This is a genomic window from Vibrio sp. R10-SG3-ISO3, assembly GCF_059834225.1.
This window is the reverse complement of the sequence record NZ_JCBDHE010000045.1, coordinates 236,740-249,473: the sequence shown is the minus strand read 5'-3', so window position 1 is coordinate 249,473 and position 12,734 is coordinate 236,740. Positions and strand designations below refer to the sequence as shown.

Below are 12,734 nucleotides of genomic sequence, written 5' to 3'. Positions count from 1 at the left end.
GATACCTTGCTGCCTATCCCTTTATACCGCAATGGCCCAACGCTCAATGGCGATCATAAAGCGGTGATCAAATGGCAGACGGAATGGCAAGCGTGCGATGAGCTGCAAATGGCCGGTGCGTGCCGCGCTGAACATGCGGCCTTGCATGAGATTGGTGACGTGGACAGCGTGCTATTTAAGCGTGGCTGGGATTTGCGCGGCCGGATTGAGTACATCACGCAAATCCCCACTTACTACTATCAGTATCGCGTCGGAGGCGAGAGCCTCGCGACTGAGCAGGCTAGGTTATGCCCCAAGTGTGGTGGCGACTGGCGCTTAGACGAGCCGCTTCATGACGTGTTTCATTTTAAATGCGACGAGTGCCGATTGGTCTCAAACATGTCGTGGGATCATATCAAATAGATCGCCGGGCTAAACCGACTTGGCTGATACGCGGAGATGGCTCCGCGTAATGCTCTGAATCGGAGATGATCTGAATTGGAGATGTTCAGAATTAGGGAGGTAGCTTAGTCTTTGTTCTGCGGGTGAGTGGTGTTGCTAGTGGCACTATTATTGGTCATTGGGTCGCTGCCCTCTGGCGTGCTTTCCTCGCTTTCTTCGAGTAGCTCTTTGAGTAGCGCTTCATCGCTGCGTCGCTCTTGCTCTGCGTCTGTTGGCTGCGTTTTGCTAGTTGGTTTGAGTTTCAAGTAGGAGACATAGCGCAGTGCCGCGATGTTGCCGACCATAAAACAGACGACCAGAATGATGATAAACCAAGGGTTAGTGAACAGTTCCATTGCAAGCCTACGCGCTAATATTGGTGATAAACTGAGTATACAGCGTATCGACGTTTGAGATCAGGTACTCTTTTCCCAGTAGCTCGGGATCGTGCCACTGCTCAGTCAGCAAGGCTGGGGTGAGGTGGCTAAGGCAAGTATCTGCAGTCGCTCGGTGACTGATGTGCCAAGGCTCGGGAGCGACACCGCCACGATCGGTGTGATAGGGGAAGAAAAAACCGTAGTCCTGCAGGGTGTGACTAAGCCACAGATAGAAAGGTTGCTGGTGACCGGTGTGATATTCCCAAGGTTCCAGTTTTAGAGAAGTATGCCGAGGAAGTAAGTTACGTGCATACACGTCGAAATCCGTACCCCAATGATGGCGGCTCGCGCCTGGCACCGCTGACCAGCGCATGATGATATGGATGCGCTCTGCAATGGTGAGCGATTGAGCGTCGAGCGGACGGCTGTGGCTGTCGAGCACGGCAGCCTCTCCGCTCATTTTTCGATTCCAAATCGCTTTTTGCCGATCATAATCCCGAAAACCGCTCGCAACGCACAGGTCAAATCCAGCCTCAAGTGCCGCTTTTCTTAACGTCAGCAAGGCGTGTGTGGCGTTCGGGTGCACCAGAAACGCTTTTTCTCCCACCAACACCTCTTCCAGGTGATCGGAGGCTTTGCCGGTCAGTTGCGAGGGCGTCATGACTACACCAACAGATTTTCGAGCGTTTTCTGGTACATCAATGTCAGCTTTTCAAGATCATCGACTTTTACACACTCATTCACTTTGTGGATGGTTGCGTTGACCGGACCAAGCTCAACCACTTGCCCCCCCATTCGGGCAATAAATCGGCCGTCTGAGGTGCCGCCCGTCGTGAGGAGTTGCGGTTTCGTTTGGTTGACCGCATCCACCGCATCCACAACAGCGTCAAGTAGCGCACCGGTATCGGTTAGGAACGGGTCACCATTGAATGTCCATTTCAGATCGTAGTCGAGTTGGTGCTTGTCTAATGTGTCGTGGACGCGTTTGACGATGGTGTCGTTATTGAGTTCGGTACTAAAACGCAAGTTAAACTGAACGTTGAACTCCCCGGGGACGACGTTAGAAGCTCCGGTCCCTGCGTGCACATTGGGGATCTGAAAGCTGGTGGGTGGGAAATAATCGTTCCCTTGGTCCCACTCTGTCGTGGCCAGTTCGTGAATGGCGAGCAGCGACTCATGCACTGGGTTTTTGGCAAGATGCGGGTAGGCAACGTGGCCTTGAATACCTTTAACAGTCAAATCGCCGGTGATGGAGCCACGACGACCATTTTTCACTACGTCGCCAACGATGTCTGTGCTGGATGGTTCGCCAACGATACACATATCAATGTGCTCATTGCGTGCCATTAAGGTTTCAACCACGCGCACAGTGCCATTGATGAAGGGGCCTTCTTCGTCTGAGGTGATCAAAAAACCAATCGACCCCTTATGATCAGGATGTTCAGTAATAAACTGCTCCACCGCTACAATCATACTGGCCAGTGAGCCTTTCATGTCCGCTGCACCGCGACCAAATAAGACGCCATCTTTGATGGTTGGCTCAAAAGGGGGCGTCTGCCACTGTTCTATCTTACCCGCAGGCACGACGTCGGTGTGGCCTGCAAAGGCAAACAGCGGCGCATCAGTTCCTCGTCTTGCCCAGAAGTTGGTGGTGTCTTCAAACACCATCACTTCGATGTCAAATCCCAAGGCTTTTAAGCGTTCAATCATTACGTCTTGGCAGCCGGCATCTTCTGGGGTCACCGACTGGCGGCTAATTAAATCTTTTGCGAGAGCCAATGTTGGGCTATCTGTCATCCTTGAGTTCCTTAATTATTTATTTCAATACAATGTGGGTGATGCAATATGAGGGATTCTACGAAAAAATCGCTGTGTACTGGTCTGCTTTGAAACCAAGGTGGAGCGTACCGTCGACATCGAGAATCGGACGTTTGATCATCGCTGGCATCTCAACGAGCAGCGACACGGCCGTTTCTTTGTCTAAAGTGGCTTTTTGCTCATCGCTGAGCTGGCGGTATGTGGTGCCGCGTTTGTTGAGGACTTGCTGCCAGTCAAGCTGTTGGCAAAAGCGCTCGACGAGGTTCGTTTCTATGCCTTGTTTGCGATAGTCATGAAATTGGTACTCAATGCCTTGTTGTTCCAACCATTTTTTGGCTTTTTTGATCGTATCGCAGTTAGGAATTCCGTACATAGTGATGGTCATGACTTACCTTTTTATGACTGTTTTTATTGTTTTCGCATCGTAGCAGGAACTGAGCAACGAGACAAAAGTGTGATCGATATATTTCATTGAGCAAAAAAAATGTGTTGCAACGAATTTCGATTGTCGAGTTATTGATCAAACGCAACACATCGCCAGGCAAAACAGAAATAATGACCATAGAAATCTTTAGGAGGTTATCAATGGAGTTGAGTCCTGTGTTTGCAAGACGCCTATATCTTGCACTGCTCGTTGAAAATTTAGAAAGGCCCAATGTCCCCAAGCTGATTGAACAGACGGGGTGGCCACGCCGCACCATACAAGATGTGATCAAAGCGTTGCCCGGTATCGGTATTGAATTGATGTTTGTTCAAGATGGACGCCGCCATAATGACGGCTATTACCAGCTTTCAGACTGGGGTCCGTTTGACAGCCAGTGGGTGATTGAGCGCCGCTCAGACATCGCAGCCAGTTTGGGCTTTAAAGCTTAGCCAGTGAGTGGAACCCACTCGGGGCATCGCTCATACCAGGTACTCGTTTACGGACACAAATAGGCGTTGCCCATGAGTGTAAATGAAGTCACGAAATCTTGCGGAGAAACCATATACACCGTGTTTGCGCCTAGTGCGTGAGCACGGTTTTTGATGTCATTGGTTGCACCTTGGATCATCACATTGTTGGCAAAGAACCAGTAGCTGTACCAATGGCCTTCACTGCCGGTCACTTCACCAAGGAACTGACATCGCAGAGGATCAAAGGTGGCATCTTGGCGAAGATGAACGTGCTGCGCCGCAGGGTCGAGGCTCATGCTCGGTGACGCGCACCCTACCAATGCAAGTCCGCAAAAGGTGAGCGCGCAAAAGTTAAGTAAAGTGCGATGTTTATTGGCTAACGACATAAGCAATAAATCCTATCCAACTGATGATAAGTAGCCCCCAAGGGAGCCAAGTGTTGGTCTTTGAGCGAGAAGGAACCGATTGTGGTTCAGGGGAAAGCGCCACTTCCTGTGTCGGCGCGGTTTTGGCTTTCTGATTTTTCTTACGAACCTTATCCGCTTGGCGAGCTTTCTCTTTTTGCTGCTTTTTATACAATGCGATGCCTTTCTCGATCCCTTGAGCAATAAGTTTGGTCTGCCCCGGCTTTTGCGTCGCTTTTGCGATGGCTAGCGCGTCTTGCTTGGTTTCAGGTGAAGGGCTGGTTTTCATGGCTGTCTTTATTGAGAAAGTAAACAAAGGCTTATCATAGCACGCCGCTTTGGCTTGTGGGGGCTTGCGGGTCGCAAAGTGGCGGCTTTTACTTTACAGTGTGGGTTAGTCGTCTTAGAAAATGAATAACGTCGTGCGCTACGCCATCGAACACTATGATCAACACGGTTTTTTAAAAGCGCCAAAATGGCTATGGCTAGGGTGGTTTTTTCTTGCTCGCGCTTGGATTGTCTTCGTCGTCGCTGGCGCCAGTCGAGAGTCCGGAAGTGAGATACTGACTATCGTGTACCCTAATCAAACGGGTCTCTATCTTGGGTTACTGATGGGGTTGCCGACGATTGCGTTGATGTGGCTTTATGGTTTGCGCAGTCCCGAGCGCACTTGGCTCACTCGTTTACTGTATTACGGTCGCCCGCTCACCTTAGTCATTGCGGTTGCTCAGTGGTTGCAGTGGGCTTACCAGGTATACTTGCATCACGGTGCCTTCAGTTGGACACAGGGTGGTATCGGGTTATTGCTGACTTGGCTCATTATCTATCTAGTTAACAGTCGCAGTGTGAAAGATTGTTTTCAGCTTGGCGTCGAAAATGAGTCAACCAAGTCATCTACGTAAAAGGCATCTACGTAAATCGTGCATTCACCGTTAAAGAAGAATTGAACAGATACTGATCTCCCAACGTAATGGGATAAAGAACAATAAATACGTGAGGTTATAACAATGTCATCGCCACAAAGTGCCATTCTCCCTGAGGCTGGCCCATTCGCTCAATATACACTTCTCAAAATCAAACAGAATCCGCAAGGGGTGCTTGAAAAGCTTCAAGCTCTGCCGCAAAAGGTGGCTGAGCTCAATCAGCAGCAACCGGGCGCACAGTTAACCTTGTCGATTGCGTTTACGCACGCATTTTGGTCGCAGCTCGATGCGCCAATGCCAAGTGAATTGATGGCGTTCCCTGTTTTGGGAACGGGTAGTGTGGTGGCGCCAAGCAGTGATGTCGATGTGCTGATTCACTGTCACTCACTGCGTCATGACCTGCATTTTTACCTTCTGCGTACGCTGATGGCGGAGGTGGCCGATGAGGTCGAGATTGTGGATGAGACATACGGTTACCGCTACCTAGACTCTCGTGATATGACCGATTTCGTCGATGGCACAGAAAACCCGAAAGAGGGGCAACGTCATGAAGTGGCGATCATCCCTGAAGGTGAATTCGCCGGCGGTAGTTACGTGATGGTTCAGCGCTTCGTGCACAATTTACCTGCATGGAATCGCCTTAACGTGTCAGCGCAAGAAAAAGTGGTCGGTCGTACAAAACCGGATTCTATTGAGTTAGATGACGTGCCAGCGGCATCGCATGTTGGCCGCGTTGACATCAAAGAAGAGGGGAAAGGACTGAAAATTGTGCGTCACAGCTTACCGTATGGTTCAGTATCGGGTGAGCATGGTCTGCTCTTCATTGCTTACTGTAATACGCTGCACAATTTCAAAGCGATGCTTGAGAGTATGTACGGTGTGACAGATGGCAAGACGGATCAACTGTTGCGTTTTACCACCGCGGTCACCGGGGCTTACTTCTTCGCGCCTTCTGAGGCAATGTTGACGGCGGTAAGCGTCAAATAATCTCCCTCATAAAGCTTAAACGCGAGAGCCGAAGCATCCAGCTTCGGCTTTTTCATATTTGTCATTAAAGAATGGCGTGATTGGCCGATATAACCTGTAGGACTTTAATTGAATTTGTAGTGAAATCATGGCGATCACCGTAAGCACCAACGTGTCAGCAATGACGGCGCAGCGATATTTGAGTAGCGCGACAGAGATGCTCAATCAATCGTTGGAGCGGCTCTCTTCGGGCAGTCGGATCAATAGCGCCAAAGATGACGCGGCGGGTTTACAAATCTCTAATCGTCTTGAGTCACAAATGCGCGGGCTCGATGTTGCAATGCGCAATGCCAATGATGGCATTTCAATCATGCAAACCGCGGAAGGGGCGATGCAAGAGACGACCTCCATCTTGCAGCGTATGCGCGATCTCTCTTTGCAGTCGGCCAATGGCTCGAACAGTCAAGCTGAAAGGCAGGCGCTACAAGAAGAAATGGGCGCTTTAAACGACGAATTGAATCGAATAGCAGAAACGACCTCTTTTGGTGGGCGAAAATTGCTCAATGGTGGCTTTGAAACCTCTTCGTTTCAAATCGGTGCTAGCTCAGGGGAGGCGGTTCAGGTGTCACTAAAAAGCATGCGCACCGACACCCTAGCGATGGGCGGGTTTAGCTACCGCGCTGGCTTATCTGCAGGTTCAGATTGGCAGGTCTCGCAAGGGGCATCGATGCTCAATATTCAGTACACCAACGCCGTAGGTGAGCAAGAACAAATTCAAATAAAAGCCAAACAGGGTGATGACATAGAGCAACTGGCGACTTACATCAATGGGCAAACGGATAAAGTCTCCGCCTCGGTGAATGACGAAGGGCAACTGCAACTGTTTATCGCCGGTAAAGAAACATCAGGAACCTTATCTTTCTCGGGCAGCTTAGCCAATGAATTGCAACTGGGGCTGGTGGGCTACGAGGCGGTCGATAATCTGGATATTTCCAACGTCGGCGGCGCGCAACGAGCGGTGTCAGTGATTGATACGGCGCTGCAGTACGTCGATAGCCATCGAGCAGAATTAGGCGCAATGCAAAACCGCTTTGACCATGCGATCAACAACCTAGGCAATATCAACGAAAACCTTGCCGCCTCGAACAGCCGCATTAAGGACACCGACTACGCACGTGAGACGACGCAGATGGTCAAACAGCAAATCTTGCAACAAGTGAGTACCTCCATCCTTGCCCAGGCGAAACAGCAACCCGATCTGGCGCTAACGCTGTTGAATTAATCGTCATTGTTGAGAAAACAAAAATCTCAAAAAAGAGAAAGGTATCGACAGGTCGAAATAAAGCTTTAGCGAAAAAATGAATTTTTTAACGATTATTGCCCGTTAATCACGTTTTCCTCCCCAACTGCCTTTTTTTCGAAAAAAACAAAAAAAATGTCTCAAGCTTTTCCGCCTCACGCCGTTAATAAAAGTAACTTTGAGAGAACTACTTTGGTTTTCCGAGACGTCGGAAACCGGATACATCGGAAAATCAATTTGGAGAAATCACCATGGCAGTGAATGTAAATACTAACGTAGCAGCAATGACAGCACAGCGTTACCTAAATAGCGCGAACAATGCACAACAAGCTTCAATGGAGCGTCTATCTTCTGGTTTTAAAATCAACAGTGCGAAAGACGACGCAGCAGGTCTACAGATCTCAAACCGTTTGAATGTGCAAAGCCGCGGTCTTGATGTCGCTGTACGTAACGCGAACGACGGTATCTCTATCGCGCAAACTGCTGAAGGTGCGATGAACGAGACAACCAACATCTTGCAACGTATGCGTGACCTATCGCTTCAATCAGCGAATGGCTCGAACTCAAAATCTGAGCGCGTGGCGATTCAAGAAGAAGTCACAGCTCTAAACGACGAGCTAAACCGTATCGCGGAAACAACCTCTTTTGGTGGTAACAAGTTGCTTAACGGTACTTACGCAACGAAATCGTTCCAAATCGGTGCAGACAACGGTGAAGCCGTCATGCTGACGCTCAACGACATGCGTTCTGACAACGTTGGCATGGGCGGTACTAGCTACGTTGCACAAAACGGTAAAGATAAGGATTGGTCTGTTCAAGCGGGTACCAATGATCTCACGATCAACCTGACTGACACTGACGGCCAAGCACAAACCATCAATATCACCGCGAAAGAAGGGGATGATATTGAAGAGCTTGCGACTTACATCAACGGTCAAACTGACATGGTAAAAGCCTCGGTTGATGAAGATGGTCAACTGCAAATCTTTGCAGGTACCAACAAAGTTGACGGCGCAGTGAGCTTCTCTGGTGGTCTAGCGGGCGAGCTAAACATGGGCCCAGGTCAAGACGTAACAGTGAACACCATTGACGTGACGACGGTGGGCGGCGCGCAAGAGTCTGTCGCGATTGTTGATGCGGCGCTTAAATATGTGGATAGTCACCGTGCAGAGTTGGGTGCGTTCCAAAACCGCTTCAACCACGCGATCAACAACTTGGACAACATCAACGAAAACGTCAACGCGTCGAAGAGCCGAATCAAAGACACTGACTTCGCGAAAGAGACAACAGCACTAACCAAATCTCAGATCCTGTCTCAAGCGTCAAGCTCAATCTTGGCTCAAGCGAAACAGGCGCCAAACTCGGCACTCAGCCTACTTGGCTAATCGCCCTCCGCGCTTATCGAATAAAAATCCAGCTTCGGCTGGATTTTTTACGTTTGGTGTTTGCAAGGATTTTCATGGTAGTTAGATCAGTTTCACGAAATTGTACGGATGTGAGGCAAAGAGAAAAAAACTTCATTTTTTTTCTAAAGGTATTTTTTGTTTCGCCGTTACAAGACTGAGAGAAATGAGATGCGCCGAAGTGAGGTGAGAGACACGACAGCGCATCACCCCTAATGCCAAAGGAGATCAATATATGGCAATTAACGTAAACACGAACGTGTCTGCGATGACCGCTCAGCGCTACCTCAATGGGGCGTCGGATGGTATGCAGAAATCCATGGAGCGTTTGTCATCGGGTTACAAAATCAACAGTGCCCGTGATGATGCTGCCGGTCTACAAATCTCAAACCGTTTAACGTCTCAGAGTCGTGGTCTTGACATGGCGGTGAAGAATGCCAATGACGGTATCTCTATTGCTCAGACGGCTGAAGGTGCGATGAATGAAACCACCAACATCCTTCAACGTATGCGTGATTTGGCACTGCAATCGTCTAATGGTTCGAACTCGCGCTCAGAGCGAATTGCGATCCAAGAAGAAGTCACGGCGCTGAACGATGAATTGAATCGTATAGCCGAAACCACTTCGTTTGGTGGCAATAAGTTGCTCAATGGTACTTATGGCAGTCAGTCGTTCCAGATTGGTGCCAGTTCCGGTGAGGCGGTGATGTTATCCATGGGCAACATGCGTTCTGATACAGCAGACATGGGCGGTAAAGCGTATATTGCTACGGCGGGTAAAACACCCGATTGGACAGTGAGTGCAGGGGCGAGCGACCTGACTTTAGACTATACTGACGTGCACGGTGAGGCGAAAAGCTTGACCATCAACGCGAAAGAAGGCGACGACATCGAGCAATTGGCCACTTACATCAATGGTCAAAGTGAAGATGTGAAAGCGTCGGTTGGCGAAGATGGCAAACTGCAACTGTTCGCTGCGACCAATAAAGTCTCTGGTGATGTCACCATTGGCGGTGGTCTTGGTGGAGAGATCGGCTTTGGCGCCGCGCAAGATAAAACTGTCGCAGATGTCGATGTCACTACCGTTGCGGGCTCGCAACTGGCAGTGTCAGTGATTGATGGCGCGCTAAAGAGCGTGGACAGCCAGCGCGCGGAGCTTGGTGCGTTCCAGAACCGCTTTGGTCATGCGATCAGTAACTTGGATAACATCAACGAGAACGTCAATGCGTCTCGTAGCCGTATCCTTGATACAGATTACGCCAAAGAGACGACAGCGATGACCAAATCGCAAATTCTCCAGCAAGCGAGTACGTCGGTTCTAGCGCAAGCTAAGCAGTCACCGTCGGCAGCTCTTAGCTTATTAGGTTAATCGGTAGGTTCGCAGGAGCTTATTGGTAGTAGCATGCGCTACTGACCTATGAGGTGGAAGGGAGATTGTTATGGACATACCATCTAACACATCGAACATCCAGCCTTACGGCTCAGAAAGTGGCACTAAAATTGCTTCTAAGTATGATGGTGCGCAGTCCATTTCTTTAAGTAAAGAAAAGGCCTCTACCCATGAAATGAGCAAGCAGTCTGCCGAGTCTGTCACGCAAGCGATAGAAGCGGCGAAAGCTCGTGAAAAGCTCAATAGCCAAGAAAGGCAACGTTTGGTCGAGGAGATGAATGATTTCATTTCGTCCATCAACAAAGGGTTGTCCTTTCGAGTGGATGAAGAGTCGGGGAGAGATGTGGTCACTATTTACGAAGCGAGTACTGGCGATATTATCCGCCAGATACCCGACGAAGAGATGCTGGTAATATTGCGGCGCCTAAGGGAACAAACGGCTCGATACTCATCGGGCTTAGTAAACCAAACGGTGTGATCGTACTTCGAGGTGATTGAATGAGTTTTGGCCCTATTGGGATGAACACTGGCATGGACATCAATTCCATGGTCAGCAAAATTGTTGATTCGGAGCGTGTGCCTAAGCAGCAACGTATCGACAATGAGCGAGCCGAAATTGAGTCTAGTATCAGTGCCTATGGGCGACTCAGAGAGTCGCTGGATACGATGAGAAGCTTGATGCAAAACTTTCGTACAGAGAAAGCGTTTGCAGCAAGAAAGGTCGATACGACCGATGACTCTGTTGTCTCCGCGACGGCAACCACAGAAGCTATCGCTGGTCGATACGCTATCGATGTGTTGCAGCTTGCCCAAAGTCATAAAATTGCGTCTGATGTTTTGCCAGCAGATGGCAAATTTGGACCGGGCAAGCTGCAGATTTCGATGGGCAACCGAAGTTTTGATGTCGATGTTCAATCCGGCTCGAAACTGGTCGATATTGTACGTGGTATCAACAACGATAAAGCCAATCCAGGCGTTCGCGCCTCAATCATTAACGACGTAGACGGCCCTCGTCTTATCGTCGCCTCCAATAAATCCGGTGAAGAGAACAGCGTATCGCTGCTTGCAGACGCACAGCCGGGTGATCTACTTAAAAATCTAGAATACAAAACGCTTGAGCAGCGCGTGAAAGATCTCGAACGTGCACGTGCTCAGGCGCAAGAACTGCTTGTCCCTCTCACTCCAGAAGAGCAAGCGGTTGCCGACAACATCGCGCAAAGAAACATCGAAGCGGCAAAACTTGTCGATCAGGAAATTGCCGATGCCTCAAAGCAAGCGGCCATTCAAGCCGACCCTAACGCTGCCAAAGATGCGTCAGCAGGGAATGAGCTGTCCGATAGTGCAGCAGCAGCGGCGGCCGGCGCGGGTGTTGAGGCGAACAAGTACATCAAACCAGAAGATCGCATTCCAGGTTGGACGGAAACCGCTTCAGGGACTTTGCTCGACTCTTATTGGGAACCAGAGCCTGAGCTCGATGCCAAAGCGCGCGAGAAAGCCGGTGATGTCCCTGGATGGAGTAACACCGCGTCAGGCACACTGACAGACTCCTACGTGACGCCGAAAGAGGCGCAAGCCAAGCTCGAAGCAGAACAAGCCCGTATTGAGCAGAAGGTGGCCGACGAAAAAGCCGCGCTTCAGCAGCGCGTTGATGCTGGCGAATTGACAGCAGAACAAGCCAAAGAGTTGGAGCGAGCAAAATTACCGAAAGAAGAGCGCGAATATCTAGAACGTGTCGATGCCGCGCAAAAAGCCCTTGAGGACGCACAACGCTCTTTTGAGTCTTATCGCGGGATGACGCAGGTCCAAGCAGCCCAAGACTCCAAAGTGATGCTTGATGGTGTCGCCCAGTTGTCGAGTGACAACAACATTATCGAAAATGCCATTGAAGGGGTCGATTTAACCTTAAAAGGTCGTACGACGCCCGGAAAACCCGCATCGGAAATCGATATAGAGTATGACCGAGAAGGTGTACGCCAAGATATTGAGCAGTTCGTTGCTGCTTACAATCAGTTCTATCAAGTCTCAAAAGAACTGTCTGGAGTCGATCCCCGTACAGGTATGGCGGGTCCATTATCAGGCGACAGTATCGTCCGCAATGCCGATGCTAGGTTGAAATCAGTCTTCTCATCCGCTATTGAGCCTGCGCCGGATGACCTCAAAACATTAACCGAGTTTGGTATCACCACCACACGTCAGGGTAATCTTGAGATTAATTACGCGATGCTCGACAGGCAAATCAACAATAACTTCAATAAGCTTGAAGCCTTTTTTGGCGGCAATCAAGGGTTTGCCAAGAAAGTGGAAGATGCCATTCAAGGGTTAACTGGCGCGACTGGGTCGATTCGAACTCGTGAGCAGAGCATGATTGAGCGCAACTATGGTCTTCGAGATGATCAGGCGGCACTGGATCGCCGCATGGCGAGTTTGGAGCAGCGAACTCACGCCAAATTTTCGGCGATGCAGGACGCGACCGGTAAAATGCAATCACAGTTAGCAGGGATGATGAATGCACTTGGCGGATGATTTTTCGGCGCAACTGGCCACTTTGTGTGATATTGATCAAGCTATTGGCCATCTGCTTTCAATAGATGACATAAATACTGAAGAAATCACCGCCCAAGTCGATACAAGGGAACAGATATTGCAGAAGTTACTCTGCATGATCAAACAGTGCCCTGAGTTAGCGCAATTGCCGGCTTGGCAACGCGCCATAGATGACACTGCGGCCATGGTGAAGTTGATGCAACAGAAAACGGCCCTCGCAGGCCAAGCGCTAAAACAGTATCGTCATGGTCAACGCTCGGTTCAGCAGTACAAAAAGTTTTTATAAAAGAGGATA

General features: G+C 49.7%; 16 protein-coding genes. 10 read left to right on the top strand and 6 right to left on the bottom strand.

From position 1 onward, the window contains the following. Positions 1–402, top strand: a 402-nt coding sequence (locus tag AC6R1A_RS13915; RefSeq protein ID WP_500646188.1) for a DUF2310 family Zn-ribbon-containing protein, incomplete at its 5' end; no start/stop codon positions are given. Positions 403–506: 104 nt separating this feature from the next. Here the strand turns inward: AC6R1A_RS13915 and AC6R1A_RS13910 are convergent. From AC6R1A_RS13910 to AC6R1A_RS13895, 4 genes are read right to left on the bottom strand one after another with little or no spacing between them, the layout of a single operon-like run. Further along, positions 507–776: a DUF2897 family protein gene (locus tag AC6R1A_RS13910; RefSeq protein WP_500625983.1), complete on the bottom strand. Its 270-nt coding sequence runs from the start codon at positions 774–776 to the stop codon at positions 507–509. A gap of 7 nt (positions 777–783) precedes the next feature. Further along, positions 784–1,458, bottom strand: coding sequence for a M15 family metallopeptidase (locus tag AC6R1A_RS13905; RefSeq protein ID WP_500633951.1), 675 nt, complete (start codon positions 1,456–1,458; stop codon positions 784–786). A 2-nt stretch (positions 1,459–1,460) separates the two neighbouring features. Beyond that, on the bottom strand, positions 1,461–2,594 hold the full coding sequence (dapE, locus tag AC6R1A_RS13900) for a succinyl-diaminopimelate desuccinylase (RefSeq protein ID WP_500638853.1): 1,134 nt from the start codon (positions 2,592–2,594) through the stop codon (positions 1,461–1,463). Positions 2,595–2,652: 58 nt separating this feature from the next. Beyond that, entirely contained in the window at positions 2,653–3,000 is a 348-nt protein-coding gene (locus tag AC6R1A_RS13895; RefSeq protein ID WP_500632771.1) for an ArsC family reductase, read from the bottom strand. Between the two features lie 200 nt (positions 3,001–3,200). Here AC6R1A_RS13895 and AC6R1A_RS13890 point away from each other — a divergent pair, with 200 nt between their 5' ends. Beyond that, entirely contained in the window at positions 3,201–3,488 is a 288-nt protein-coding gene (locus tag AC6R1A_RS13890; protein WP_334555233.1) for a winged helix-turn-helix domain-containing protein, read from the top strand. 47 nt (positions 3,489–3,535) lie between these two features. Here AC6R1A_RS13890 and AC6R1A_RS13885 read toward each other — a convergent pair whose 3' ends face one another. Beyond that, entirely contained in the window at positions 3,536–3,895 is a 360-nt protein-coding gene (locus AC6R1A_RS13885; protein ID WP_500632772.1) for a DUF4156 domain-containing protein, read from the bottom strand. After that, entirely contained in the window at positions 3,879–4,202 is a 324-nt protein-coding gene (locus AC6R1A_RS13880) for a DUF2956 domain-containing protein (RefSeq protein WP_500632773.1), read from the bottom strand. Before AC6R1A_RS13880 ends, AC6R1A_RS13885 begins: the two co-directional genes overlap by 17 nt. A 133-nt stretch (positions 4,203–4,335) precedes the next feature. On the opposite strand from AC6R1A_RS13880, the gene AC6R1A_RS13875 reads away from it, so the two are divergent. The 8 genes from AC6R1A_RS13875 to fliT all read left to right on the top strand — a co-directional run bounded on the left by AC6R1A_RS13875 (position 4,336) and on the right by fliT (position 12,725). Then, the gene (locus AC6R1A_RS13875) at positions 4,336–4,815 is read left to right on the top strand and encodes a DUF2919 domain-containing protein (RefSeq protein WP_500632305.1); all 480 of its coding nucleotides are present in this window, start codon (positions 4,336–4,338) and stop codon (positions 4,813–4,815) included. A 105-nt stretch (positions 4,816–4,920) separates the two neighbouring features. Further along, the gene (locus tag AC6R1A_RS13870; RefSeq protein ID WP_500632774.1) at positions 4,921–5,823 is read left to right on the top strand and encodes a Dyp-type peroxidase; all 903 of its coding nucleotides are present in this window, start codon (positions 4,921–4,923) and stop codon (positions 5,821–5,823) included. 127 nt (positions 5,824–5,950) lie between these two features. Then, positions 5,951–7,084 carry a flagellin gene (locus tag AC6R1A_RS13865; protein ID WP_500632297.1) on the top strand — a complete coding sequence of 378 codons (1,134 nt, stop codon included), beginning with the start codon at positions 5,951–5,953 and terminating at the stop codon, positions 7,082–7,084. A gap of 269 nt (positions 7,085–7,353) precedes the next feature. Continuing rightward, positions 7,354–8,487, top strand: coding sequence for a flagellin (locus AC6R1A_RS13860; RefSeq protein ID WP_334555237.1), 1,134 nt, complete (start codon positions 7,354–7,356; stop codon positions 8,485–8,487). Between the two features lie 253 nt (positions 8,488–8,740). Beyond that, positions 8,741–9,874, top strand: a complete 1,134-nt coding sequence (locus AC6R1A_RS13855; RefSeq protein ID WP_487902628.1) for a flagellin — start codon at positions 8,741–8,743, stop codon at positions 9,872–9,874. A gap of 70 nt (positions 9,875–9,944) precedes the next feature. Then, positions 9,945–10,373, top strand: coding sequence for a flagellar protein FlaG (gene flaG / locus AC6R1A_RS13850; protein ID WP_334555239.1), 429 nt, complete (start codon positions 9,945–9,947; stop codon positions 10,371–10,373). A 20-nt stretch (positions 10,374–10,393) separates the two neighbouring features. Beyond that, positions 10,394–12,418 carry a flagellar filament capping protein FliD gene (fliD, locus tag AC6R1A_RS13845; protein WP_500632775.1) on the top strand — a complete coding sequence of 675 codons (2,025 nt, stop codon included), beginning with the start codon at positions 10,394–10,396 and terminating at the stop codon, positions 12,416–12,418. After that, positions 12,402–12,725 carry a flagellar protein FliT gene (gene fliT / locus AC6R1A_RS13840; protein WP_500632777.1) on the top strand — a complete coding sequence of 108 codons (324 nt, stop codon included), beginning with the start codon at positions 12,402–12,404 and terminating at the stop codon, positions 12,723–12,725. Before fliD ends, fliT begins: the two co-directional genes overlap by 17 nt. Positions 12,726–12,734: the final 9 nt, after the last annotated feature.